The organism is Granulicoccus phenolivorans DSM 17626 = NBRC 107789 = JCM 15570 (assembly GCF_000423085.1).
Classification (GTDB): Bacteria; Actinomycetota; Actinomycetes; order Propionibacteriales; family Propionibacteriaceae; genus Granulicoccus; species Granulicoccus phenolivorans.
Genome location: NZ_AUHH01000011.1, coordinates 36,530 through 60,520 on the forward strand (window position 1 = coordinate 36,530; position 23,991 = coordinate 60,520).

The following is a 23,991-nucleotide window of genomic DNA, read 5'->3' on the forward strand; positions in this document are numbered from 1 at the left end:
TCCTATGCTGTGGCAATCAGCCGAACGACGGGAGTTGCCATGGCAGCGCAGCCGAGCCGGGCCCACGAAGTGGCCCAGGCGCTGGCCGAGAGGTCACGGGCGGCCCAGCCCGGAGAACGGCTTGGGCAGAAGGCCGACCTGCGGGACCTGGTGGGTGCCTCCATCGGCTCGTTCAACGAAGGGCTCAAGCTCGCCGAGGCCCGTGGGGTCGTCACGGTCCGGCGCGGACCGCAGGGTGGGATCTTCGCTGCCGAACCGACCCTGCTGCGTACCCTCGGCGACGAACTGCTGACGATGGACGTCAGCGATCCCAGCGTCCGCGATGCCTTCCGGATGCGGAACTCGCTGGATCCTCTGCTGATCACCGATGCGCTCGAGCATGCAACCATGTCCGACATCCACACCCTGCGCAGCTTTGAACGAGCCATGGAACTTTCTGCGAACAGCGAGGATCTCAACGCCTTCGTCGCCGGCATGGTCGATTACCAGCGCCACCTGCTGTCGCTGTCCCCCAACGCGATGCTGCGCTCGGTACTCGGGACCGTGCTCACCTTCCTCGAGAAGGAGGCGACCCCCTTGGTGGCCGGCGGAGACCAGAGCAGACCGGGCCTGCAAGCACGCCTGGCCCTGTTCACCCGGATGACCAAGGCCCTGGAACATCGCGATCTTGCTGCCGCCTACGCCGTGATTGCCGAGGCCGCGATCGGTTGGACCCCATATCGCCGGGATGGGTCACTCGATCCCGGCGCCGCTGGTTGATCGCACGCCCGGTGCGCCGGCACCGCGCTCAGGTGTCCTGCCAGGTGGTGCCCGCCTCGGTGAGTGCGTACGCCCCGGCGGTCAGCGCCGCCACAGTTCGCACCGCCTCGGCGATCGCATCGTCGGCATCCGGCACGCTCAGCGTCAGCCGGGCCGACTCGGGTCCGTACGCGACATCGGCCACGGTCAGCGCGTTGCGCAGCTGCGCCTCGAGGGTGCCGAGTTCGGGGTACCCGAGATCCAGGGTGAACAGCCGACTGCGGACCCGGCGGACAAGCGGCGCGGCGTCCAGCGCCGTGGTCACCGCCTCCGTGTACGCCCGGACCAGCCCGCCGGCACCCAGCTTGATCCCGCCGAACCAGCGCACCACCACCGCACAGACATCGGACAGGTCGGCCTGCCCCTCGGGGGTGATCCGTTTGGTCAGCGCCTCCAGCATCGGGATACCGGCGGTCCCGGCGGGTTCGCCGTCGTCGTTCGAGCGCTGCACGTCGCGACCGGGCCCCAGGACGAAGGCCGAACAGTGGTGGCGGGCGTCGTGGTGGGTCCGCCGCAGTTCGGCGACCAGTTCGCGCGCCCCGTCCTCGTCACCGACCCGGCGCAGGTGGGCGCGGAAGATCGAGCGCTTGATCTCGATCTCGGTGACGACCTCCCGGGTCCCCAGCACCGTGTACGCCGATGGCCCGCTCTTCACTGGATTGCCTCCTCCGTCGGCGGGGTCATTCGGCCACCCACTCCAGAAGGTCGCCGGGCTGGCACTCCAGCACCCGACACATCGCCTCCAGGGTGGAGAAGCGGACCGCCTTGGCGCGACCGTTCTTGAGCACCGCGACATTGGCCGGGGAGAGCCCGACCTGCTCGGCGAAGTCACCGACCGACATCTTGCGCTTGGCCAGCTCCACATCCAGCCGGACCACGATCGGCATCAGATGACCCCTTCGAGCTCGGTGTTCAGTCGCGTCGCGCGGTGCAGCAGGGCCCGCATCACGACCATCAGCAGGGTAACCACCGCCCCGACGATCACGAGGGCGAACAGCAGCATCGCAGTGCCGGGGTCGTCGGCGTACGCGAGCACCAGCCAGGCCGACAGGCCGGCGAACATCAGCCACCCCGCGCCCAGTGCGGCCACGATCGCATCCACCCAGCCGAAGGCCTGTCGGCTGAAGATCCGATCGGTGCGGACCAGCCCGAGCAGGCGCCATATGGCGACGATGACGACCTGGACACAGAGCAGTTCGAGGAAGACGAACACCGTCAGCGGCCAGCGCAGCCCGGCGAAGCCCGGATCCTGCTGTGCCCGGTACGCGAACTGCCCGGGGAAGCTCAGAACTGGAAGACGACCAGTACGGCAAAGCGGACAGCCAGGAGCGCTCGGAGCAGGAACACGAGCCGGTTCGCCAGATTCATAAATCGATCATGGCGAGTTTTCTATCGTTTATCAATAGGCACGGGCTGTTGCCACCGGCGGTAAGGTGTCTCGGTGCCGGAAATTCTCACCGCCTTCCCGCGGATCTGGGCCGAGTTCAACGACCCGGCCGACGCGGAACAGGTCTTCCGCTGCGACCTGACCTGGCTCACCTCCCGCTGGCAGTGCATCTTCGGCGCCGGCTGCCGGGGCATCTATGCCGACCGGCCCGACGACGGCTGCTGCACCCTGGGGGCCCATTTCGCCGATGCCGCCGACGAGGCCCGGGTCGCGGCGGCCGCGGCCCGGCTGCGCCCCGAGCAGTGGCAGTTCCACGCCGAGGGGGTACGCGGGGGCTGGGCGGAACCGGAATCCCCGGAGACGGTCTCCCCCGGCAGCGCCCCGGGCCGGCAGACCCGCCGGATCGACGGTGCCTGCATCTTCCTGAACCGGCCCGGCTTCCCCGCCGGGGCCGGCTGCGCGTTGCACCTGCTCGCCCGCGCGGAAGGGGTGAGCGTGGTGCAGACCAAGCCGGACGTGTGCTGGCAGTTGCCGCTGCGGCGTACCTATCGCAGCGTGCGTCGTCCCGACGAGACCAGCTACACCGAGGTCACCATCGGCGAATACGGCCGGGCCGGCTGGGGACCCGGCGGCCATGACCTGGACTGGTACTGCACCTCCAACACCGAGGCGCACACCGCAGCCGAGCCGGTCTACCTCTCCGCGCGGGCCGAACTGGTCGAGCTGATGGGTGCCGCGGCGTACGACCGGTTGGCCGAGTTGTGCGCCGATTACGCGGCCGGACGACAGGCCGCGCACCGACATCCGGCGACCCGCCAGGCCCGCTCCCGCAGGACCGCCAAAAAATAGGGCAAAGCATCCACGATACCCGCCAGACGGGTGTGTCCGAACTCACCCCCATGACCAGTTGCACTCCCGATACCAGCCAGAATGGAGCGCATGCGCGTCGACCATCTAGTTTTTGCCGCTGGCCACGAAGGGTTGCAGGACGCTGCCGACAAGTTGTCGGAGCAGTTGGGCACCACCTCCCGTGACGGCGGGTTCCACCCACGCTTCGGGACCCGGAACCGGATCATCTCGTTGGCCGGTGGGCGCTATATCGAGGTCGTCGAAGTGCTCGATCACCCGGCCGCGGAGAAGGCCCCGTTCGGCCAGGTCGTCCGCGCCCGCAGCGAGGCCGGCGGCGGCTGGCTCGGCTGGGCCCTGGAGGTCGACGACATGGTTCCCTTCGAGCAGCGCCTCGGCCGGCAAGCCGTGGACGGGTCGCGGCACTTCCCCGACGGCCGGCTGCTGGAGTGGAAGCAATTGGGCATCAAGGGCACCCAGGCCGATCCGCAGTTGCCCTTCTTCATCAAGTGGCTCAGCGAGGAATCGGTGCTGCCCCGGGCGCTGGCCGGCACCGTCGAACTGGTCCGCCTCGAGGTCGCCGGCGACCGGCAACGCCTGGAGGACTGGCTGGGCACCTCCACCGAGGACCTGGTCGACATCGACGTGGTCTGGACCGCACCGAACGGCCAGCCGGGCATCATCGCCGCTCACTTCAACACCGACCGCGGCATGGTGCGCGTCTGATGACCGCACCGAAGATCCGGACCGCCGTCGCCTCCCTGCCCGGGTACAAGCCGGGCCAGGCCCCCACCGCCGGCCCCGACGGCCGCTCCTGGAAACTGTCCAGCAACGAGGTGCACTTCGACCCGCTGCCGGGCGTCCTCGCGGCCGCCGAGCAGGCCCTGCGCGAGATGAACCGGTATCCGGACATGTTCGCCACGCAGTTGAGCGAGACCGTCGCGGCCTTCTGGAGCGATCAGGGCCACCCGATCGGCACCGACCAGCTCGCATTCGGCACCGGATCCTCCGCCATCCTCTACGACCTGCTGCGGCTGGTTGCCACCGCCGGTGACGAGGTCGTCTACCCGTGGCGCTCGTTCGAGGCGTACCCGATTGCCGTGATGGCCTCCGGCGCGACCCCGGTCCCGATCCCGGTTCGCGCCGATGGTCGCCACGATCTGGCGGGGATGCTCGCCGCGATCACCGAGCGCACCCGCGCGGTGCTGGTGTGTACGCCGAACAACCCGACCGGGCCGGCGCTGACCGCCACCGAACTGCGGGACTTCCTCGACGCCATCGACCCGTCGGTGTTGCTGGTGCTCGACGAGGCGTACCTGGAGTTCGCCACCGATCCGGACGTGGGCCGGGGCGAGGACTTCCTGGACCGGCCGAACGTGGTGGTGATGCGTACCTTCTCCAAGGCGTACGGGCTGGCCGGGCTCCGGGTGGGGTACGCCATCAGTACGCCGGAGATCGCCGGGTCACTGCGCAAGATTGCGGTCCCGTTCGGGGTTCCGCAGGTGGCCCAGGCAGCGGCGATCGCCTCCTTCGCCGCGGTGGACGAACTCCGCCAGCGGGTGCGCGAGGTGACCATCGAGCGGGACCGGCTGCTGGCCGGCCTCCGCGAGATCGGCTGGGAGGTCCCCGACTCGCAGGCGAACTTCGTCTGGCTCGACACCGGGGCGCGTACCGCCGAGGTGGCCGCACCGTTCATCGCCGACGGGCTGATGGTGCGGGCCTTCACCAACGGCGACCCGTTCGACGGAATCCGGATCAGTGTCGCCGATGCCGAGGCGACCGACCGGGTGCTGGCGATCGCGGCCCAGGTACGCCGCTGAATCGCGCCCGCTCCGGCGATTCTCCGCGGCAGGGCGGGCCCGGGTCCTTACTGTGGGCCTCGCCCATACCTGACCCCGGGAGCTCGCATGCGTCGCGCGATTGTCGTCCTGTTGACCGTCCTGGCCGGAACCGTCGGAGCCCTCTCCGCCGTCCCGGCCCACGCGGAGGACCCGACCCCGAGCTCGGCACCCAGTAATCCGAGCTCGACCGACCAGCCCGATCCGCAGGCGACCGTCAGCGCCGACCCGCGCTCGGAGTCCGCGATCGATGCCAAGGTCGCCTCGCTGTCGACCGAGGACGCCCGACGGCTCGGCCCGGCCAAGGGCGTCGCCTGGTGCTGGGCGGAGCAGGGTTCCTGCCAGCAGGTCTTCGAGGGCGGCATCATCTTCAACTCCAACGCCGGCACCTGGGTGGTGTGGGGCGCGATCGGCGCGAAGTGGTACTACCTCTCGCCGGTCGGCTACCCGACCGGGGACGAGATCTGCGGCCTCAAGGATGGCGGCTGCTACCAGATGTTCCAGCACGGCGCGATCGTCTGGTCCCGCGACACCGGCGCTATCTACAGCATGGGCGGGATCCGCGCCAAGTGGGCCGGGACCGGTTCGGAGAACGGTCGCCTGGGCTACCCCACCACCGATGAATACTGCAGCCGGGGCTCGTGCACCCAGTCTTTCCAGGGCGGCCGGATCGTGTGGACCACCGATCTCGGCTCCTACGCCCTGTGGGGCGCGCTGGGCTGGAAGTGGGACCAGATGGGCGCGGAGTACAGCCCGCTGGGCTACCCGACCGGCGACGAGATCTGCGGCCTCAAGGACGGCGGCTGCTACCAGCTCTTCCAGGGCGGCGCCCTGCTGTGGTCGAACGGTTCCGGGGTGCACTCCAGCCGCAACGGCCTGCGGGCCAAGTGGCAGGCCAACGGCGCCGAGAACGGCTGGCTGGGCTATCCGACCTCCGAGGAACTGTGCTGGTCGGGCATCTGCGAGCAGCAGTTCCAGGGCGGCGTCCTGCGCTGGCCGTGATCCGGAGCCGCCGTCCGGCCGTTGGCCACACGCTCGGCTTCCCGAGGGCGTAGAGTCCGAGCGAACGCTGTCCCGCAGAGAGGAACAGGCGAACCGGAGGAACCCACAGTGGCGCGCGACAAGGATCGGCTGATCACCCGCGAGTTCTTGACCCTGGTGGGGGCCGCCTTCAGCTACTTCATCGCCTACGGTGCGACCACGCCACTGCTCCCGGCGTACGTGAAGGGGATGGGCGGCAACGACCTGGCAGTCGGGATCATTGTCGGGATCATGGCCGCCGCGTCGATCGCGCTGCGCCCGCTGGTCGGGGGCTGGACCGCGCGCTGGGGTGCGCCCAAGGTCATCATGGTCGCCGGAATCGTCAGTGGCCTCACCTTCGCCGGCTACGGGCTCACCGACAACCTCTGGGTGCTCGGTCTGCTCCGCCTGGTCACCGGCGCCTGTCACGGCGTCCTGATGGTGGCGGTGATCTCCCACCTCACCCTGCAGGCACCGCCGTCGCGACAGAGCGAGGCGGCCTCCTACATCTCCCTGGGCCCCTACCTGGGGACCGCGCTCGGACCGTTGTTCAGCCTCCCGCTCGCGGCCGTGATCGGGGAGGGTCGGGTGATGCTGTTGGCTGCCGTGCTGCCCATCCTCGGTGCGATCCCGGTCGCCGGACTGCGCTACCGGCACATCCGCGACACCGGCAGCAAGGTCCCCAAGGTCTCCCTGCGCGCGCTGCCCGCGGCGTTGGTGCTGACCCTGGGCGCGACCCCGATCATGGCGCTGAACGCGATCATGCCGCAGTTCGCCCCCGAGCTGGCACTGCCGACGGAGTGGATCTTCCTGACCTACTCCGGGGTCATGCTGGCGATCCGGCTCGGCCTGGGCTGGCTGCCGGACCGCTTCGGCGCCGAGCGGACCGCGGTGCTGGCCGGCGTCCTGATCGTGGTCGGGATGGCCGTGTGCGCGTTCGCGCCGAACGGGGCGCTGCTGCTGCTCGGGGTCGCGGTGCTGTCGGCCGGGATGAGCATGCAGTACCCCTCCCTGCTCACCATGGCGGTCCGCAACACCGAACCCCGCGAGCGTGCCGCGATCGTGGCCACCCTGACCATGGCGCTGGACTTCGGGCTGCTGGTCGGGGGCTTCTTCGTGGGTGGGGTCGCCGACGCGTACGGCTACCGGGCCAGCCTGGCCGGGGTCGCGGTGCTGGGCGTCGGCGCCCTGCTGATCCTGTTCCTGGTCACCATCCCGCGGATGCGTCCCCGCGGCTGACCCGGACGGGGCAGAACCGGACGGGGCGGAATCTGTCGGTGGTCGAGCATAGGGTGCTGACCGGATCGAATCCCGACCGGAGGAGAAGCATGGCCAAGGCGACAAGCGCCCGTGCGGGCTACCACTGCACCGAGTGCGGTTGGACGACCGTACGCTGGGTCGGCCGCTGCGGCGAATGCCAGGCCTGGGGGTCGGTGGTGGAGGACGGCGCCGCGCGGCTGACCGAGGTACGCACCGCGGCCCCGGTGCAGAAGGCAGTCCCGATCCAGCAGGTCAGCGCGGCCGAGGCCACCCGCGGACTGACCGGGATCGGGGAGCTCGACCGGGTGCTGGGCGGCGGTCTGGTCCCCGGCGCGGTCGTGCTGCTGGCCGGTGAGCCCGGGGTCGGCAAGTCGACCCTGCTGCTCGAGGTCGCCGCCCGTTGGGCCCGGGCGCAACGGCGTACGTTGTATGTCACCGGTGAGGAGTCCGCCGCGCAGGTGCGGCTGCGCGCCGGGCGTACGCATGCCCTGGCCGACGACCTCTACCTGGCTGCCGAGAACGATCTGGGCACCATCCTCGGCCACATCGAGGAGGTCGAGCCGTCATTGATGGTGCTGGACTCGGTGCAGACGGTCAGCACCAGCCAGACCGACGGCTCCCCCGGCGGCGTCGCCCAGGTCCGCGAAACCACCGCCGGGCTGGTCCGGGTCGCCAAGCGCCGCGGGATGGCCTGCGTGATCGTCGGGCATGTCACCAAGGAGGGCAGCATCGCCGGCCCGCGGACGATGGAGCACCTGGTCGACGTGGTGCTCAGCTTCGAGGGCGACCGGCACTCCGGCTTCCGAATGGTCCGGGCCACCAAGAACCGCTTCGGCCCGGCCGACGAGGTGGGCTGCTTCGAGATGTCGGATCGCGGGATCGTCGAGGTGCCCGACCCGTCCGGTCTGTTCACCTCCGAGCATGTCGACCCGGTGCCCGGCACCTGTGTCACCGTCACCATGGAGGGCCGCCGCCCGATGCTGGCCGAGATCCAGGCCCTGGTCGCGCCCAGCGCGATGCAGAATCCTCGCCGCACCACCAACGGGGTCGACTCCGGCCGGGTCGCGATGGTGACCGCGGTGCTGGAGCGTCGCTCCCGGATCGCTCTGGGGTCCAAGGACATCTTCGTGTCTACCGTCGGCGGAGCCAAGGTGACCGATCCCGCGGTGGACCTCGCGGTGGCGGTCTCGGTCGCCTCGGCGGCCCTCGACCACGCCGCGGCCGGACAGGGTTCGGGGCAGCACCGACTGATCGCGCTCGGCGAGGTGGGCCTGGCCGGGGAGCTGCGTCGGGTGCCCGGGCTGGACCGCCGGATCGCCGAGGCCGCCCGGCTGGGCTTCGACACCGCGATCGTGCCCGCTGAGCGGGGTGGCAGCGGGCTGGGCCGCTCGGTGCAGGGCATCCGCGTGCTGCCCGCGGCCACCCTGGCCCAGGCGCTCTTCGAGGCCGGGGTGTACGCCGCCGCGCGCGGCTGACCCGGCGGGCGAGCAGCCGATCCCGCCACGCCGGTCCGCGGCCGGGACAGCAGCGAACGAACCTGCGCTGGGTAGGGTGGGCAGAGTTCGCACTGCCCGCGGAGGAGGAACGTGACCGACCCCGGATCCGAACTGCGCCATTATCGTGACCTGCTGGCGCCCGGCACCCCCTTGCGGGACGGCCTCGAGCGCATCAGGCGCGGGCATACCGGCGCCCTGGTCGTGCTGGGCGACGATGCCGAAGTGGACCGGATGTGCACCGGCGGCTTCTGCATCAATGCCGACTTCACCCCGACCGCGCTGCGCGAACTGGCCAAGATGGACGGTGCGATCGTGCTGTCGGCCGACGCCGGCCAGATCCTGCGCGCCGGAGTCCACCTGATGCCCGATCCGCACTATCCGACGGTGGAGACCGGGACCCGGCACCGCACCGCGGACCGGGTGGCACAGCAGGCCGAGTGCGCGGCGGTGACGGTGTCGGCCTCGATGTCGACCATTTCGTTGTTCCTCAACGGCACCCGCACCCTGATCGAGGATTCCGAGACGATCATCGCCCGCGCCGCCCTCGCGATCCAGACCCTGGAGAGCTACTCCGACCGGCTCAACACCGAGTTGCAACGGCTGTCCAACCTCGAGTTCCACGACCAGGTGACCGTGCGCGATGTCGCCGCCACGGTCGCCCGCGTCCAGATGGTGCTCCGGCTGCTGGCCGAGGTCGACGAACAGATCCGCCACCTCGGCACCGACGGCCGGATGCTGCAACTGCAGCTGCTCGAGCTCGCCGCCGATCGCGAAGCTCTGCCGGAGCTGCTGCGCCTGGACTACGCCCACGCCGTCGCCGAAACCCCCGTGGTCGGCCTGGACACCCTGCCCGAGGGCGACCTGCTGCGCCCGGCGACGGTGGCCTCGGTGATGGGCTTCACCGGTTCGCTGGATGCGACGGTGAGCCCGCGGGGCTACCGGCAGCTCGCCGCGTTGGAGCAGATCCCCGGTGCGCTGCACGAGCGGCTGGTCGAAGAGTTCGGCAACCTGCAGGGCCTGCTCGGCGCCGACCGGACCGAACTGGCCAACATCGAGGGCATCGGCCCGATCCGGGCCCGACTCATCCGCGACGGCCTGATGCGTCTGGCCGACGAGGCAGATGAGTAAGGGGCCGAGGATCGAGTCCCCCACCATCATCACCCCCGCCACCGCGGCCGCCATCACCGGCCCGGTCCTCGCCTGGTACGCCGCCGCGGCCCGTGACCTGCCCTGGCGCCGCGCGGATCGCACCGCCTGGGGCGTGATGGTCTCGGAGTTCATGCTCCAACAGACCCCGGTGGCGCGGGTGCTCGAACCGTGGCAGCAGTGGCTGACGCGCTGGCCCCAGCCGATCGACCTCGCCCTGGCCCCCGCCGGCGAGGCCGTCCGGGCCTGGGGCCGGCTGGGCTACCCCCGGCGGGCGCTGCGCCTGCATGCCGCCGCCACCGAGATCGTCGAGCGGCACGACGGGGTGGTCCCGGCCGAGGAGGCCGAGCTGCGCGCGTTGCCGGGGGTCGGGGCGTACACCGCGGCCGCGATCGCCAGCTTCGCCCACGGTCGCCAGGCCGTGGTCCTGGACACCAATGTGCGGCGGGTGATCGCCCGCGCCGTCGCCGGCAGCGCCCAGCCGCCGCCCTCCCCCACCGTCGCCGAGCGCGCCCTGGCCGAGAGCCTGATCCCCGCGGCGGATCCCGCCGGCTGGGCAGCGGCGTCGATGGAACTGGGTGCGCTCGTATGCACCGCCACCGGCCCGGACTGTGCTGCCTGCCCGCTGCGGGACCGGTGTCGCTGGGTGCTCCTGGGCCGTCCGGCGTACGCCGGTCCCCCGCGCCGCGGCCAGGCGTACGCCGGCACCGATCGGCAGGTCCGCGGCCTGCTGCTCGGGGTCCTGCGGGAGCATGACGGGCCGGTCGAAGCACCGACCCTGGACGCGGTGTGGGCCGATTCCGTCCAGCGGGAGCGGGCCCTGGGGTCGCTGGTCGACGACGGGCTGGCCATCCGAATCGGGGACAATCACTACGGCCTGCCCCGTTGATTTCTACGTCCCAACTTTGACGGACACCCCTGGGACCGGCCGACGGAATTTCCTAAAAATTGCTGACAGATCCTAAGGACTTCCGGTGAGCCGGATCGCACGGCCGAGATCGGCGTCCATTTACCTGAGGACAACCCTGCCACCAACGCACAGTGGCCCGCTGAATCCGGTGTTCACTTTTCTTCTGATTGAGTACTTAGTGATCGAGTGTCCCGTGAGAGTATTTTCATTTCCCGACGAACCCCGACCGTGCCACCAAGGCTGTAGAACTGCGCTTTGACAAGGGAAGTCATCCATCCGAGCGACCGGCCCCCCGGCTGGCTGGGAGATATGTCGCCCGCCGATCCCGCCCCCCGACGTCGGTTCCGACGCGGATTCTGGAGCGCTTCTTATTCCCCCAGAGATATTCAGCAAGCCGCCGTGCCGTAAGTGAAACATAACCTTTGCATTACGCGGGCCGGGAAGCATATTGTCGTCAGCGAGGTATTGAACGGACCACGGGGGTAAGTTCCGATGCAAAGACGTCATCAGCCGTTTCGCGTGCGACCGGCTTTCCTGATCGTGTGGGACATCGGGAGTTGGCTGGCCGCAGCACTGCTGGCCATCGGGGGACGCTACGACCTCTCCCTCACCGCCGATCAGTGGGCCGTAGCGGGAGCCTTCACCCTGACCTGTGTGGTGGTCCACCTGGTGCTCGGTTGGATCCTGCGGATCTATCAATCCCGCCACCAACTCGGTTCGCTGGATGAGGCGCTGACCCTGGCGGTGATCACCGCCCTGATCGTGGTCGGCGTGGGCGTCCCCTTCCTGCTGGGTGGCCCGCAGCGTCCGGTCTGGCTGCTGGTGACCGTCCCCTTCGCCGCACTGCTGGCGATGGCCGCCGGACGGCTGCTCGGCCGGGCAATCCGGACCAGCCAACGGCCCCGTTGTGCCACCGACGCGGAACCCGTCCTGATCTACGGTGCCGGCGAGGTCGGCGCCCAGGTGGCCAAGCTGATCACGTTCGACCCCGAATCCCCATATCGGGTCGTGGGTTTCCTCGATGACGACGTCCGCCTCAAGTTCCGCCGGATCGGCGGCAAGCATGTCCTGGGGACCGGCACCCACGCCGCCCGGATCGCCGCCCAGACCGGCGCGAAGACCGTCATCGTCGCGATCCGCGATCTCGCCCCGGAAAACCTGCGGGTCCTGGCGGCGGGCCTGGACGAGGCGGGACTCACGCTGTTAAAGCTGCCGCCCTTCGATGCCGCGGTCGACTCCGCGGAGAAGATCACCCTCAGCGGACTGCAACAGGTGAATCTGGCCGATGTCCTGGGCCGCCCCCAGGTGCACACCGACCTGGCCGCGGTGCAGGCGTACCTGAGCGGCCGGGTGGTCCTGGTCACCGGTGCCGGCGGCAGCATCGGGTCGGAGATCTGCCGGCAGGTCCACAAGTTCGGGCCCAAGGAACTGATCATGCTGGACCGCGACGAATCCGGCCTGCACGGCACCCAGCTCTCGGTGTACGGCTCGGGCCTGTTGGACACCCCGGACATGGTCCTGTGCGACATCCGCGACATCGAGGCGCTGGAACAGGTCTTCGACCTGCACCGGCCCGACGTGGTCTTCCACGCGGCCGCGCTGAAGCACCTGCCGATGCTGGAGCAGTACCCCGACGAGGCCTGGAAGACCAACGTGCTGGGCACGCGCAACGTGCTGCAGGCCGCGGTCCGGTTCGGGGTTTCCCGGGTGGTCAACATCTCCACCGACAAGGCCGCCGCCCCGACCAGTGTGCTGGGCAAGTCCAAGCGGCAGGCCGAGGAACTGACCGCGCACTTCTCGCCCCAGCTGTCCGGTGGCGCGGTCTCGGTGCGCTTCGGAAATGTGCTGGGCTCGCGTGGCTCCATGCTGCACACCTTCACCCAGCAGATCGAACGCGGCGGACCGGTGACGGTGACCGACCCGGAGGTCACCCGCTTCTTCATGACGATCCCCGAGGCGTGCGAGCTGACCCTGCAGGCCGGGGCGATCGGCGACCCCGGCGATGTGCTCGTGCTCGACATGGGCGAGCCGGTCCGCATCCTCGACATCGCCCGCCGGTTGATCGCCCAGTCCGGGCAGGACATCGCGATCACCTTCACCGGGCTGCGCCCGGGCGAAAAGCTCAACGAGGTGCTGTTCAGCGGGGCCGAGGACCACTCCCCCACCAGCCACGAGCTGATCTCCCGGGTACAGGTGCCGCCGCGGGCGCCGGCGGCGCTGGATCGGCACGTCCTGGACCGCCGGCCCGCCGATGGCGAGCCGGCCGCCATCGGGGTACCCAGCATGCCGCTGCGAGCTGCGGCGATGCCGGTCGCGGCGGCGCCGCGCGCGAGTTCACCGATCACCGCGGAGCCGGCCCAGTTGGTGGTGCAGGCATGACCACAGTGCTGCAATCCGCGGGGCCCATCCTGCTGTCACCACCGGATGTCGGCGCCGCGGAGGAAGCAGCCCTGCTGCGGGCCTTCCGCAGTGGCTGGATCGCCCCACTGGGTCCGGAGGTGGATGCTTTCGAGGCCGAGCTGGCCGCCCGGTGCGGGCGTCGGGAGGCAGTGGCCCTGTCCTCGGGAACCGCCGCCCTGCATCTCGGGCTGCTCAATCTCGGGGTCGGTCCCGGGCAGGTCGTGCTGACCTCGACGCTGACCTTCGCCGCCACCACCAACGCGATCCACTACACCGGCGCCGAACCGGTGTTCGTGGACGCCGATGCCACCGGGTCGATGAATCCCGAACTGCTGGCCGCCGCGCTGAGCGCCGAACAGGCTCGGGGCAGCGAGGTCACCGCGATCGTGCCGGTCGATCTGTTCGGCAAAGTGGTCGACCACGCCGCGATCGGGGCGATCGCCGCCAGAGCCGGGCTGCCGGTGCTCTCCGATGCCGCCGAATCGCTGGGGGCGACCCGGGCCGGGCGCCCCGCCCCGGCGTACGGGGTGGCGGCGGCGGTCTCGTTCAACGGGAACAAGATCATGACCACCTCCGGCGGCGGTGCCCTGCTCACCGACGATGCCGAGTTCGCGGCCCGCACGCGCTATCTCGCGACCCAGGCCAAACTGCCCGCGGCGCATTACGAGCACTCCGAGATCGGCTACAACTACCGCCTGTCGAACCTGCTGGCCGGGCTGGGACGGGCCCAGCTGGAACGGCTGGAGGAGATGCTGGAGCGCCGCCGGCGGTGGCGGCGCGGCTATGCCGCTCTGGTCGCCGAGTTGCCCGGGGTGCGACTGCTCGGTGCCCCCGACGGTGCCGATGATCCCGCGGCGCCCACCCGGGACAACTGCTGGCTGACCTCGGTCCTGATCGACCCCGCGCAGGCCGGCTTCGACGCCGCGCAGTTGCGCCTGGCGCTGGCGGCCGAGCAGATCGAATCCCGGCCGCTGTGGAAGCCGATGCATGCCCAGCCGGTCTTCGCCCACCACCGCAGTTATCTGGACGGAACCAGCGACCGGTTGTTCGCCACCGGGCTCTCCCTGCCGAGCGGATCCGCGCTGACCGAGGGTCAGTTCGCGCGGGTCACCGACACCATCACCCGATTCGCAGAACGAGGCTGACCGCCGATGACCGAAACAGGCAACACCTACGACCCGCTGAAACGCGCGATCGACATCGTGGGGGCGGCGACCCTGCTGGTGCTCACGGTGCCGATCCAACTCGCTGCCGCCGCCGGCCTGTACGCCACCGAGGGCGGTCCGGCACTGTTCCGCCAGGAGCGGGTCGGCCGCCACGACCGGGTGTTCACGATGTACAAGTTCCGCACCATGCGCCCGCCGACCGATCCCGAGGAGGACGACGCCGACCGGATCACCGCGCTCGGCCGGGTGCTGCGCTCCACCAGCATCGACGAGTTGCCCCAGCTGTGGCACGTACTGCGCGGCCAGATGAGTCTGATCGGCCCGCGCCCGCTGCACCCGCGCTATCTCCCCCGCTATTCCCCGCACCAGGCCCGGCGGCACGAGATCCGCCCCGGGATCACCGGATTGGCCCAGGTGAAGGGCCGCAATGCGGTGGCCTGGGAGACCCGATTCGACCTGGATGTGGACTACGTGAACCGCCGCAGCCTCCCGCTGGACCTGCAGATCGTCCGGGACACCCTGGCCCTGCTGGTCGATCCGCACCGCAACGACACCGAGCCGTGCCCGGAGTTCCTGGGGAGCGATGCATCATGAACTCGTTACGGCTGGGGCTGCTGACCAGCATCGGCGGCACCCTGGATGCCTTCTTCCCCGAGATCGTGCATTCCTGGCGCCGCGAAGGGATCGAGGTCTTTCCCGCCGCCGGTACGCCGGCCGACATGGGCGGCGCGACCGTGATCGAGGCCCTGACCCGGCGTCCCACCCCGCGGGGGCTGCGCGCCCTGGGCAACCTGCGTTCCTGGGCCACCGAGCACGACCTCCAGGTGATCCTGACCAACACCGCCACCGCCTCGGCTCTGGTCCGGCTGTCCCCGGTCGGCACGCCGGTGATCTACTTCTGCCACGGCCTGCACTGGAACGGCACCGGACCCAACGCGTGGGCTCCCCAACTGGCCGAATCGGCCCTGCTGCCGCGGACCGCGGGCGTGGTCTGCATCAACTCCCACGATGAGCAGTGGTTCGCCCGCCACGCCCCCAAGATCCCCCGACTGCGGCTGCTGCACGGGGTGGGGCTGGATGTGGAGCAGTTCCCGCGCAGCCCGCGCCCGATCCGCAGCGGCGCGCTGGACCTGGTCTGGATCGGCGAATACACCCCGCGCAAGAACCCGCACGCCCTGCTCCGGGTGGCCCGCCGGCTGCGTGCCGACGGGATCGGCTTCCGGATCCACATGCTCGGCTCCGGGGAACTGCTGGAAGAGATTCGCGCCGCGGGTGCCGACCTCGGCCAGCGGCTGCACATCGTCGGAGCGGCCGAGCCGCTGGAGTACCTGCGCAACTGCGACGCGGTGGTGCACACCGCGCACTGGGAAGGACTGCCGCGAGTCCTGCTGGAGGCCGCCGCCGTGGGTCGTCCGATGGTCGGCTTCGACGTCAAGGGCGTCCGTGACATCCCCGGCGTCACGGTTGTCCCCGAGGGGGACATCGCCGCGATGGCCGCCGCTCTCGCCGGTGTCCGGGACCTCCACCCGGCCCTGCCGCAGCCCGATGACCTGGCGTACGCCCATTGCGCCGATGCCATTGCCGAGTTCGCCGGTGCCATCGCCGACGGGTCGATGGCACCGGGAACGGCGATCCAACGATGACCGGCCGCCCGGTCGCCGGGGTCCGCGAGGACCCCTCGGTGAGCGCCCCGCCGCGGCGGGACAATCGCGGTCTCGCCGCGGTCCTGATCATGGCCGGGACCTTCGGCACCGCGATGACCCAGTGGTACATCATCTGGCTGTTCGCCCGGGTGGGCGGGCCGGTCGGGGTCGGGTCCTACTCGACCCTGCTGGCGCTGGCCACGCCGACCTTCCTGCTCGGGCAACTCGGCCTGCGCGATGTCTACCTCACCCTGACCCGCCACTTCCCCTGGCGCACCTACCTGCAGTTGCGTGTCATCGGGATGGCGGTGGCCGCGGTCGTTCTGCTCGGCCTCGGCCTGATGTCGGGGATGCCCCTGCTGCTGACCCTCGGCGTCGTCGCATTCAAGGTGGCCGACGGGATCAGCAACCTCTACGGCGCCCGGATCCAGCGGGCGGAGGAGCTGATCCGGCTGGGTACGCTGTCGGCCACCAGCCCGGTCATCAGCATTGTCCTGGTGAGCGTGGTGACCCTGCTGACCGGGCGGGTCGAGCTGGGGGTCTGGAGTGCCGCGCTCAGTTCGGTGATCACCATGGTGTGGGGGATGCGGTGGGCGCAGCGGGTGCCGGCCCCCGAGCCGGATTCGACCGAGGCCGGTTATCGGACCATCCTGGCCTCCGCGGCGCCGACCGCTGCCTTCGAGGCGTTGATGGCGGCCCTGGCGTACGTGCCGGTGTTCCTGCTCGGCATCTGGGGCACCACCGCCGAGGTCGGCATCTTCTCCGGCGCCTCCTACCTCGTCGTGCTGGCCAACCTGATCGGCGGCTCGATGACCACGGTCACCCTGCCCGGTTTCCGCCGGATCGCCGAGACCGAGGGACTGCGGGCGGTGGTCCCCCGGGCCCGCCGGCTGGGCCTGTGGCTGGGTGCCCTGGGCGTGTTCGGCGCGACGATCGCGGTCGCCTTCGGCCCACCGGTCCTGGAATGGGTCTACGGACCGGCCTTCCGGCTCGACCGGATCGAACTGACCCCGCTGGCGATCGCGGCTGCGATCACCATTCCGGTCTACGTGCTGAACTCGATGTTGCTGATCATGAACAGCTACCGGGCCCAGTTCGTGATCGGGGCGGTCTCCACCGCGGCCGCGGTGCTGAGCGGGATCATCCTGCTCAGCGCCGGCGCACCCCATCTGCTGTCGGCGACCCTGATGGCGATGATCGGCGTGGGCACCCGGGTCGTGCTCAGCCTGCGGATCGTAGTGTCCCAGGTCCGGCGGGCCGCACGCGCTTGAGACCCGTTCCGCACCCGCTCCGGCCCGCGGCGCGGGGACCGGCCGGGACCACCGGCCACGCCGCGCCGCACCGAACCGGACCGAGTAGGGTCACCAGCATGGCAGGGTACGCAGTGGTTCCCGCGGGTTCCGTCACGGCCACCCGTCCGGCGCCCACCCTGCGGCACCGGGGCCTGGCCGTGGCGATCGTCCTGCTGATCCTGCTGCTCTCCCTCGGTGGCGGATCGCTGGCGACCGGCCAGTTGCCGCTGGCGGTGGTGTTCTGGGCCGGCGGGCTGGTCGTGGGCATCATCACCGTGGCGGCGTACCGGCTGCGGCCGCTGGAGTGGTGCGTGATCCTGATGCCGATCACGTTCTATGCCCCGCTCGGGGTGACGTTCAATGTGTCCCTGGCCGACGTGGTGCTTGCCGCAGTCGCAGTGGCGCTGGTGTTCCGGCTGGTTCGGGGCGGGCAGCCGATCCGGGTGCATCGCGGGGCCCTCGGGTTCCTGCTGCTGCTGATCGGGGTGATGCTGGTCTCCCTGCTGGTCGCCGCGGCGCAGCAGACCCTGCGCAGTGGGCTGGTCGGGGTGATCGCGGTGGCCAAGATCATGTTGGTCGGCGGCTATCTGCTCTGGTTCTCCGGTTCCCGACCCGACCCCGACCGGGTACGCCGGCTGCTCTACTGCTGGGTGTTCGCCGCCGTGGGGGTGGTGGTCACCGGCAGCCTGGGGATCTGGCTGTATTCCCGCGGGATCCACCTGGGCATCAGCTACTACTTCCGGTTGACCGGGCCCTTCGAGGATCCCAATGCCGCCGGCACCTATCTGTTGATGTCGATCGGGATAGCCCTCGCCTACTGGATGGCCTACGGTCGGCCGTGGGCGCTGGTCCCGGTGGTGCTGCTGGTCATCGGCATCGTGCTGACCGGTTCCCGGGGCCTGCTGATCGCCGTGGCCGGAGCGGTCGTTCTCGCCCCGATTCTCACTTTCACCCGGCCCTCGGCGTCCCGGCTGCTGGGCCGGCTGCTGCTGTTGGCCGGGGTCCTGCTGCTGGTCGGCCTGGTGGCGCTGCCGATCGCACCGGCCGGCGTGTTCGACGACCTGATCGCCCGGCTGTCGGGAAAGGGTGGCTCGCTCACCGCCGATCCCCGCTTCATGTACTGGGACCACGCGATCCAGGAGTGGAGCGCCCACCCGATCACCGGGATCGGCGTCGGCCAGTTCCCGCAATCCATCCCCCCGGTGGGCGGCGCGGACGTGTCCAATGTGGTCCACAACACCTTCCTGGGGTTCCTCACCGAGACCGGCCTGATCGGTCTCGCCGTGGCGGTCGGCGGATGGCTGATGATCGCGGTCATCGCCGGCCGGATCCGCATCGGCGGGGTCGATGTCGCCGCGGCCCTGATCTTCTCCGTGGTCGGCGTGACGATCTGTACGTTCTCGCTGAGCCTGGAAAACTTCCGCCCGCTGTGGGCGTTCGCCGGCCTTGTGTTGATGCTGGCAACTCTGTGCTCCGACTACCGGAGCCCCTCATGACAGGAGAATCCCGCAGTGGAACTCAGTGAAGTGCTGGTCAGCCTGCGTCGTGGCTGGTTGACCATCCTGCTCAGTATCGTGATCGGGATACTGGCAGCAACCGGGGTGACCATGCTCATTCCGCCCACGTATTCCTCCACGGCCTCGATCATGTTCGTCGCCCGCGGCGGATCCCCCGACGGGCTCGGCGCAACCGGCAGCTACATCCAGAGCCAGCTCGCTTCCTATGCCGAAATCTCCACCTCGGCCGGCCTGCTGGACCGGGTGGCCCAGCGGGTCGCGCTGCCGATGAGCGGTGCGGATCTGAGCCGGCAGGTGACCGCCCTGGTCCCGCCGGGGACCGCGCTGATCGAGATCACCGTCAAATTCGACAGCCGGGCCCGGGCGGCGCAGCTCGCGAACGCGATCACCGAGGAGTTGCGCTCCACGGTGACCAACCTGACCCCCGGTGACATCATCCGCGGCGAGATCATTTCCTCGGCGGTACCCAGTGAGCGGCCGATCTCGCCCAGCCGCACGGTCAACCTGTCGATCGGGGCGGCGCTCGGGCTGGTGGTGGGAATCGCCATCGTGCTGCTGCGCCACACGAACGATCGACGCCGCCGGACGGTGCAGCAACTGGCCACCTCGACGCAGGCGCCGCTGCTGGGCCGGATCCCCGGGGTGCCGCACCGCCGGATCGGTCGGCGTACGCCCTCGGCGGCCGAGCTGGATGCGCAGCGCACCGAGGCCTACCGGCGGGTCCGGGCCAATCTGCAGGTCAGCCTGCCCGAGGCCGGGCCGACCGCGATCGTGGTCACCGCCGCCACCCCCGGGGAGGGGGTCACCACCACTGCCCGGCACCTGGCCGCGCACAACGGCGAGGCCGGCGTACGGGTGCTGCTGATCGATGCGAACCTGCGCGATCCGCAACTCAGCCACGACTTTTCCACCACGGCCGAGGACGTCACCCATGTCGCCGGGCTGGCGACGGTGCTCGGCGGGTTTGCCCCGCTGGCCCAGGTGGTCCGGCACAGCGCCCTGCCCGGAGTGGATGTGCTGCTGTGCGGACCCCGGACCGAGGCGCCCAGTGAGTTGCTCGGCGGCAAGGCCCTGGAGGAGTTGCTGGTGGCGGCGCGGGCGGCGTACGACGTCGTGATCGTGGACGCGGCTCCGCTCGTCCCCTATGCCGATTCCCTCGGGCTGGTCGGCGCCGCCGACGGGGTGGTGCTGGTGGTCTCGCCCGGGATCCCCGGCCCGTCCGACATCTCCGACACCCTGGAGACCATCGAGGTCTCCCCTGCCCCGCTGCTCGGGATCGTGCTCACCCGGGTCGACCCGAGCGACCCGATTCCCTGGCACCATCTCGCCGCACAGCCGGAACCGATCGGTCAGGCCTGACCCGCAACCGGCGGCCGGGTCGGGTCCGGGACCTTCGGCTCGGCCCCGACCCGGCGGGAGCCGCGCAACAATTCCTCGGCCAGCACGCCGAGCACAAAGGCCAGCGAGCCGGAGGCGACGACGCCGCGCCACAACTGGGACGGGTCATTGATCACCGCCTCGCTGGGCCGGTCCGGATCGTACAGGACCCCGAGATCGGTCCCGACCTCCGGCGGGGGCTCGCTCGGCGACTCCGCGGTGACGCGGCGGAACAGACCGTTGCGATCGGGATACTCCACCACCACCTGGGGCTGCTCCCGACCGTCGGGGGTACGCACCGTCTCCACCGCGACCACCTCGCCGGTGGCCCCGACCGATCCGATCAGGAAGCCGAGCACATTGACGGTGAACACGATGCCGACCCCGAACATGGCCACCGCCAGCACCCCGGCGATCAGGCCGGCCACCCGACGTCGGGTGCCCAACCAGCGGGTCAGCCGGGCCCGGGTACGCCGGGCTCGGTGGTCGGTCTCGGTCACCGGTTCAGCCTAGAACATCAACGAAAAAACCGGGCCCCGCCGCAGTGCGGCAGGGCCCGGTCGAGTCGGATTCCGGAGTGGATCCAGAATCAGCCGGCGTTGCTGGCCGAGTCGTCGGACTCGCCCCCGGTCAGCACGGCCGCCGGGGTCTCCGGCAGTTCGGCCCGCTTGTTCCCGGTGAACACGAACGGATTCTCCGCCGAGTCCGAACCGGAGTTCACATCCACCACGACGATGTCGCCGGCAGCGACCTCGCCGAAGAGGATCTTCTCGGCCAGCACGTCCTCGATGTCGCGCTGGATCGCCCGACGCAACGGACGCGCTCCCAGCACCGGATCGAAGCCGCGCTTGGCGATGAGTTCCTTGGCGGCCTGGGTGAGCTCGATGCCCATGTCCTTGTCCTTGAGCCGGTCCTCGATCTGGGCGACCATCAGGTCGACGATCTTCAGGATGTTCTCCGGCGAGAGCTGGTGGAACACCACGATCTCGTCGATCCGGTTCAGGAACTCCGGACGGAAGTGCTGCTTGAGCTCGTCGGCGACCTTGGCCTTCATCTTCTCGTAGCTGGACTCCTCGTCCCCGGACTTCGAGAAGCCCAGGTTCACCGTCTTGTTGATGTCGCGGCTGCCCAGGTTGGTGGTCATCACGATCACGGTGTTCTTGAAGTCGACCACCCGGCCCTGGGCGTCGGTCAGTCGACCTTCGTCCAGAATCTGCAGCAGCGAGTTGAAGATGTCGGGGTGAGCCTTCTCGATCTCGTCGAACAGCACCACCGAGAACGGCTTGCGCCGCACCTTCTCGGTCAGCTGCCCGCCCTCTTCGTAGCCGACGTAGCCGGGCGGGGAACCGAACATCCGCGAAGCGGTGTGCTTCTCGGAGTACTCCGACATGTCGAGCTGGATCAGCGCGTCCTCGTCCCCGAACAGGAACTCGGTCAGCGCCTTGGTCAGCTCGGTCTTACCGACACCGGACGGACCGGCGAAGATGAACGAACCCGAGGGCCGCTTGGGGTCCTTCAGGCCGGCCCGGGTACGCCGGATCGACCGGGAGAGCGCCTTCACGGCGTCCTCCTGCCCGATGTAGCGCTTGCCGATCTCTTCCTCCATCTTGAGCAGCCGCTGGGACTCCTCCTCGGTCAGCTTGAACACCGGGATGCCGGTGGCCGAGCTGAGCACTTCGGCGATCGTCTCCTCATCGACCGAGGCGAGCACATCGGAGTCGCCCTTCTTCCAGGCGTCCTCGCGCTGCGAACGCTGGGCGATGAGCTTCTTCTCATCGTCGCGCAGTCCGGCAGCCCGCTCGAAGTCCTGGGCGTCGATGGCGGCTTCCTTCTCCAGCCGCACCGCCGCGATCTTCTCATCGAACTCGCGCAGGTCCGGCGGAGCGGTCATCCGCTTGATCCGCAACCGGGCACCGGCCTCGTCGATCAGGTCGATCGCCTTGTCCGGCAGGAACCGGTCCTGGATGTAGCGGTCGGCCAAGTTGGCCGCCGCGGTCAGGGCCTCATCGGTGATGGTGATCCGGTGGTGCGCCTCGTAGCGATCCCGCAGGCCGCGCAGGATGTCGATCGTCAGCGCGATCGACGGCTCGGCCACCTGGATCGGCTGGAACCGACGTTCCAGGGCGGCATCCTTCTCGATGTACTTGCGGTACTCATCGAGGGTGGTCGCACCGATGGTCTGCAGTTCGCCTCGAGCCAGCATCGGCTTGAGGATGGAAGCGGCATCGATCGCGCCCTCGGCGGCACCCGCACCGACCAGGGTGTGGATCTCGTCGATGAACAGGATGATGTCGCCGCGGGTCTTGATCTCCTTGAGCACCTTCTTCAGGCGCTCCTCGAAATCACCGCGGTATCGCGAACCCGCGACCAGCGCACCCAGATCCAGCGTGTAGATCTGCTTGTCGCGCAGCGTCTCGGGCACGTCGCCCCGGACGATCGACTGGGCCAGGCCCTCGACGACGGCAGTCTTGCCGACGCCCGGTTCACCGATCAGCACCGGGTTGTTCTTGGTACGCCGGCTGAGCACGGTCATCACGCGCTCGATCTCGGTCTCGCGACCGATCACCGGGTCGAGTTTGTTCTCCCGCGCGGCCTGGGTCAGGTTGCGACCGAACTGGTCCAGCACCGTGGAGGAGGAGGGGCTGGTCTGCCCCTGCTCCGGCTTGCCACCGCCGACCCCGGCCGGGTCGCCGCCCTGACCGGCCTGGAAACCGGAGACCAGCTGCAGCACGGTGTTACGGACCCGGTTCAGGTCGGCACCGAGCTTGACCAGCACCTGCGCGGCCACGCCCTCACCCTCGCGGATCAGGCCGAGCAGGATGTGCTCGGTCCCGATGTAGGAGTGGTTGAGTTGCAGCGCTTCGCGCAGGCTCAGCTCCAGGACCTTCTTGGCCCGGGGGGTGAACGGAATGTGCCCGGTCGGCGACTGCTGACCGTGGCCGATGATCTCTTCGACCTTTTCCCGCACCTGCTCCAGGGAGATACCCAGCGACTCAAGCGCTTTGGCGGCAACTCCTTCACCCTCATGGATCAGTCCGAGCAGGATGTGCTCGGTGCCGATGTAATTGTGATTGAGCAAGCGGGCCTCGTCCTGGGCGAGCACCACCACTCGGCGTGCCCGGTCAGTGAACCGCTCGAACATTGCGTGTCTCCTCACCTGATTCCGGCTTGCCGCCCTTGGCACCGCGGACTGCACCAGTCCACCGTGTCCCCGGACACCGGAGATCTGTCGTTCCTCAACTCTAGTCAATGCAACCCAGCTGGCACAGGAGTCCCGGCACCCGCGGATCACCGAAGTTGAGCGTTACTGACTCAACAACGCACCCGAGGGCCCCGGCATTCCGCCTCCGGGGCGATCTGTGCGCGCGGGCGTACGCCCACAGCGAACGAGCGAATCAGGGCGCGGATCGGGTCCAGCACAGCCCGAACGCCGGTTCGAATGCCGAACCGACCACAACTCGCGGGTACGCTGACCCGCGTGACTACACCCGCGAAATCTCCCGTCCTGACCGCCCTGCGCGTGCTTGCTGTCATCACCGCCGTGGCCGCGATCGCCCAGACCGCCCTCGGCTCCGTCCTTTCGGTGAATCTGGCGGCGGGAGCGATTCGCGCGAGCCATGCCGGCACCGCGACGATCATCCTGGTGCTGACCGTGGTGACCGCGGTGGTGGCGATCCTGTGGAGCCGCAAGGGTGGGTCGAAGGGCCTCCTCTACCACGCCATCGGCATGGTGGTGCTCGCAGTGATCCAATTCGCCCTCGGGGAGATGGGCGTAGAGATCGTCCACATCGTCATCGGGGTGCTGTTCCTGGTGGGCAGCGTGGCCCTGGCCACCCTCGCCATCCGCAAGCCCGTCCGCGCCTGAGCGTACGCCGGCACACCCGCACAACCGACC

Annotated in this window: 22 protein-coding genes; 17 read left to right on the plus strand and 5 right to left on the minus strand. The window is 69.7% G+C overall.

Annotation, left to right across the window (positions count from 1 at the left end; genetic code table 11):
- Nucleotides 1-39 precede the first annotated feature (39 nt).
- The gene (locus G531_RS20795) at nt 40-759 is read left to right on the plus strand and encodes a FadR/GntR family transcriptional regulator (RefSeq protein WP_051215122.1); all 720 of its coding nucleotides are present in this window, start codon (nt 40-42) and stop codon (nt 757-759) included.
- Between the two features lie 28 nt (nt 760-787).
- On the opposite strand, the gene G531_RS0105935 is transcribed toward G531_RS20795, so the two are convergent.
- The 3 genes from G531_RS0105935 to G531_RS20800 are packed head-to-tail and all read right to left on the minus strand — an operon-like array spanning nt 788 to nt 2,170.
- A complete protein-coding gene (locus G531_RS0105935) occupies nt 788-1,453 on the minus strand; it encodes an IMPACT family protein (RefSeq protein ID WP_026926539.1) in 666 nt (221 codons plus the stop codon).
- 25 nt (nt 1,454-1,478) lie between these two features.
- Nucleotides 1,479-1,685: a helix-turn-helix domain-containing protein gene (locus G531_RS0105940; RefSeq protein WP_026926540.1), complete on the minus strand. Its 207-nt coding sequence runs from the start codon at nt 1,683-1,685 to the stop codon at nt 1,479-1,481.
- A complete protein-coding gene (locus tag G531_RS20800) occupies nt 1,685-2,170 on the minus strand; it encodes a DUF2975 domain-containing protein (RefSeq protein WP_211221783.1) in 486 nt (161 codons plus the stop codon). The genes G531_RS0105940 and G531_RS20800 overlap by 1 nt, the downstream gene beginning before the upstream one ends.
- Nucleotides 2,171-2,239: 69 nt before the next feature.
- On the opposite strand from G531_RS20800, the gene G531_RS0105950 reads away from it, so the two are divergent.
- From G531_RS0105950 to G531_RS0106020, 15 genes are all read left to right on the plus strand, one after another.
- Nucleotides 2,240-3,034: a DUF3109 family protein gene (locus G531_RS0105950; protein WP_026926541.1), complete on the plus strand. Its 795-nt coding sequence runs from the start codon at nt 2,240-2,242 to the stop codon at nt 3,032-3,034.
- Between the two features lie 90 nt (nt 3,035-3,124).
- Nucleotides 3,125-3,757, plus strand: coding sequence for a VOC family protein (locus G531_RS0105955; RefSeq protein ID WP_026926542.1), 633 nt, complete (start codon nt 3,125-3,127; stop codon nt 3,755-3,757).
- A complete protein-coding gene (locus G531_RS0105960; RefSeq protein ID WP_026926543.1) occupies nt 3,757-4,851 on the plus strand; it encodes a histidinol-phosphate transaminase in 1,095 nt (364 codons plus the stop codon). The genes G531_RS0105955 and G531_RS0105960 overlap by 1 nt, the downstream gene beginning before the upstream one ends.
- Nucleotides 4,852-4,938: 87 nt before the next feature.
- Entirely contained in the window at nt 4,939-5,871 is a 933-nt protein-coding gene (locus G531_RS20805; protein WP_051215123.1) for an LGFP repeat-containing protein, read from the plus strand.
- Nucleotides 5,872-5,979: 108 nt separating this feature from the next.
- Complete coding sequence (locus G531_RS0105970; RefSeq protein WP_026926544.1) at nt 5,980-7,128, plus strand: MFS transporter; 1,149 nt, start codon at nt 5,980-5,982, stop codon at nt 7,126-7,128.
- An 89-nt stretch (nt 7,129-7,217) separates the two neighbouring features.
- The gene (gene radA / locus G531_RS20810; RefSeq protein ID WP_035757807.1) at nt 7,218-8,624 is read left to right on the plus strand and encodes a DNA repair protein RadA; all 1,407 of its coding nucleotides are present in this window, start codon (nt 7,218-7,220) and stop codon (nt 8,622-8,624) included.
- 111 nt (nt 8,625-8,735) lie between these two features.
- Nucleotides 8,736-9,773 carry a DNA integrity scanning diadenylate cyclase DisA gene (disA, locus tag G531_RS0105980; RefSeq protein WP_051215124.1) on the plus strand — a complete coding sequence of 346 codons (1,038 nt, stop codon included), beginning with the start codon at nt 8,736-8,738 and terminating at the stop codon, nt 9,771-9,773.
- A complete protein-coding gene (locus tag G531_RS0105985) occupies nt 9,766-10,680 on the plus strand; it encodes an A/G-specific adenine glycosylase (RefSeq protein ID WP_174522470.1) in 915 nt (304 codons plus the stop codon). The genes disA and G531_RS0105985 overlap by 8 nt, the downstream gene beginning before the upstream one ends.
- A 540-nt stretch (nt 10,681-11,220) precedes the next feature.
- Nucleotides 11,221-13,080 carry a polysaccharide biosynthesis protein gene (locus tag G531_RS20815; RefSeq protein ID WP_051215125.1) on the plus strand — a complete coding sequence of 620 codons (1,860 nt, stop codon included), beginning with the start codon at nt 11,221-11,223 and terminating at the stop codon, nt 13,078-13,080.
- Nucleotides 13,077-14,246 carry an aminotransferase class I/II-fold pyridoxal phosphate-dependent enzyme gene (locus G531_RS0105995; RefSeq protein ID WP_026926547.1) on the plus strand — a complete coding sequence of 390 codons (1,170 nt, stop codon included), beginning with the start codon at nt 13,077-13,079 and terminating at the stop codon, nt 14,244-14,246. The genes G531_RS20815 and G531_RS0105995 overlap by 4 nt, the downstream gene beginning before the upstream one ends.
- Nucleotides 14,247-14,252: 6 nt before the next feature.
- On the plus strand, nt 14,253-14,861 hold the full coding sequence (locus tag G531_RS0106000) for a sugar transferase (RefSeq protein WP_026926548.1): 609 nt from the start codon (nt 14,253-14,255) through the stop codon (nt 14,859-14,861).
- Nucleotides 14,858-15,910 carry a glycosyltransferase gene (locus G531_RS0106005; protein WP_026926549.1) on the plus strand — a complete coding sequence of 351 codons (1,053 nt, stop codon included), beginning with the start codon at nt 14,858-14,860 and terminating at the stop codon, nt 15,908-15,910. Before G531_RS0106000 ends, G531_RS0106005 begins: the two co-directional genes overlap by 4 nt.
- Nucleotides 15,907-17,181: a lipopolysaccharide biosynthesis protein gene (locus G531_RS0106010; protein ID WP_026926550.1), complete on the plus strand. Its 1,275-nt coding sequence runs from the start codon at nt 15,907-15,909 to the stop codon at nt 17,179-17,181. The genes G531_RS0106005 and G531_RS0106010 overlap by 4 nt, the downstream gene beginning before the upstream one ends.
- A 98-nt stretch (nt 17,182-17,279) precedes the next feature.
- A complete protein-coding gene (locus G531_RS0106015) occupies nt 17,280-18,698 on the plus strand; it encodes an O-antigen ligase family protein (RefSeq protein ID WP_145978595.1) in 1,419 nt (472 codons plus the stop codon).
- Between the two features lie 15 nt (nt 18,699-18,713).
- The gene (locus G531_RS0106020; RefSeq protein ID WP_026926552.1) at nt 18,714-20,078 is read left to right on the plus strand and encodes a tyrosine-protein kinase domain-containing protein; all 1,365 of its coding nucleotides are present in this window, start codon (nt 18,714-18,716) and stop codon (nt 20,076-20,078) included.
- Here G531_RS0106020 and G531_RS0106025 read toward each other — a convergent pair.
- Together G531_RS0106025 and G531_RS0106030 are read right to left on the minus strand one after the other, a co-directional pair.
- Entirely contained in the window at nt 20,069-20,596 is a 528-nt protein-coding gene (locus G531_RS0106025) for a DUF3592 domain-containing protein (protein WP_026926553.1), read from the minus strand. The two genes, G531_RS0106020 and G531_RS0106025, sit on opposite strands and share 10 nt — an antisense overlap.
- Nucleotides 20,597-20,685: 89 nt before the next feature.
- Nucleotides 20,686-23,238, minus strand: a complete 2,553-nt coding sequence (locus G531_RS0106030; RefSeq protein ID WP_026926554.1) for an ATP-dependent Clp protease ATP-binding subunit — start codon at nt 23,236-23,238, stop codon at nt 20,686-20,688.
- A gap of 336 nt (nt 23,239-23,574) precedes the next feature.
- Here G531_RS0106030 and G531_RS0106035 point away from each other — a divergent pair, with 336 nt between their 5' ends.
- Nucleotides 23,575-23,961, plus strand: a complete 387-nt coding sequence (locus G531_RS0106035; RefSeq protein WP_145978594.1) for a hypothetical protein — start codon at nt 23,575-23,577, stop codon at nt 23,959-23,961.
- Nucleotides 23,962-23,991: the final 30 nt, after the last annotated feature.

Bases quoted from the DNA above. Each gene is read 5' to 3' on its own strand.
- G531_RS20805 (WP_051215123.1), top strand. From the start codon at position 4,939: ATGCGTCGCGCGATTGTCGTCCTGTTGACCGTCCTGGCCGGAACCGTC.
- G531_RS0106030 (WP_026926554.1), bottom strand. From the start codon at position 23,238: ATGTTCGAGCGGTTCACTGACCGGGCACGCCGAGTGGTGGTGCTCGCC.
- G531_RS0105960 (WP_026926543.1), top strand. From the start codon at position 3,757: ATGACCGCACCGAAGATCCGGACCGCCGTCGCCTCCCTGCCCGGGTAC.
- G531_RS0105985 (WP_174522470.1), top strand. From the start codon at position 9,766: ATGAGTAAGGGGCCGAGGATCGAGTCCCCCACCATCATCACCCCCGCC.
- G531_RS0106005 (WP_026926549.1), top strand. From the start codon at position 14,858: ATGAACTCGTTACGGCTGGGGCTGCTGACCAGCATCGGCGGCACCCTG.
- radA (WP_035757807.1), top strand. From the start codon at position 7,218: ATGGCCAAGGCGACAAGCGCCCGTGCGGGCTACCACTGCACCGAGTGC.
- G531_RS0106000 (WP_026926548.1), top strand. From the start codon at position 14,253: ATGACCGAAACAGGCAACACCTACGACCCGCTGAAACGCGCGATCGAC.
- G531_RS0105940 (WP_026926540.1), bottom strand. From the start codon at position 1,685: ATGCCGATCGTGGTCCGGCTGGATGTGGAGCTGGCCAAGCGCAAGATG.
- G531_RS0105995 (WP_026926547.1), top strand. From the start codon at position 13,077: ATGACCACAGTGCTGCAATCCGCGGGGCCCATCCTGCTGTCACCACCG.
- G531_RS0105955 (WP_026926542.1), top strand. From the start codon at position 3,125: ATGCGCGTCGACCATCTAGTTTTTGCCGCTGGCCACGAAGGGTTGCAG.
- G531_RS0106010 (WP_026926550.1), top strand. From the start codon at position 15,907: ATGACCGGCCGCCCGGTCGCCGGGGTCCGCGAGGACCCCTCGGTGAGC.
- G531_RS20795 (WP_051215122.1), top strand. From the start codon at position 40: ATGGCAGCGCAGCCGAGCCGGGCCCACGAAGTGGCCCAGGCGCTGGCC.
- G531_RS0106015 (WP_145978595.1), top strand. From the start codon at position 17,280: ATGGCAGGGTACGCAGTGGTTCCCGCGGGTTCCGTCACGGCCACCCGT.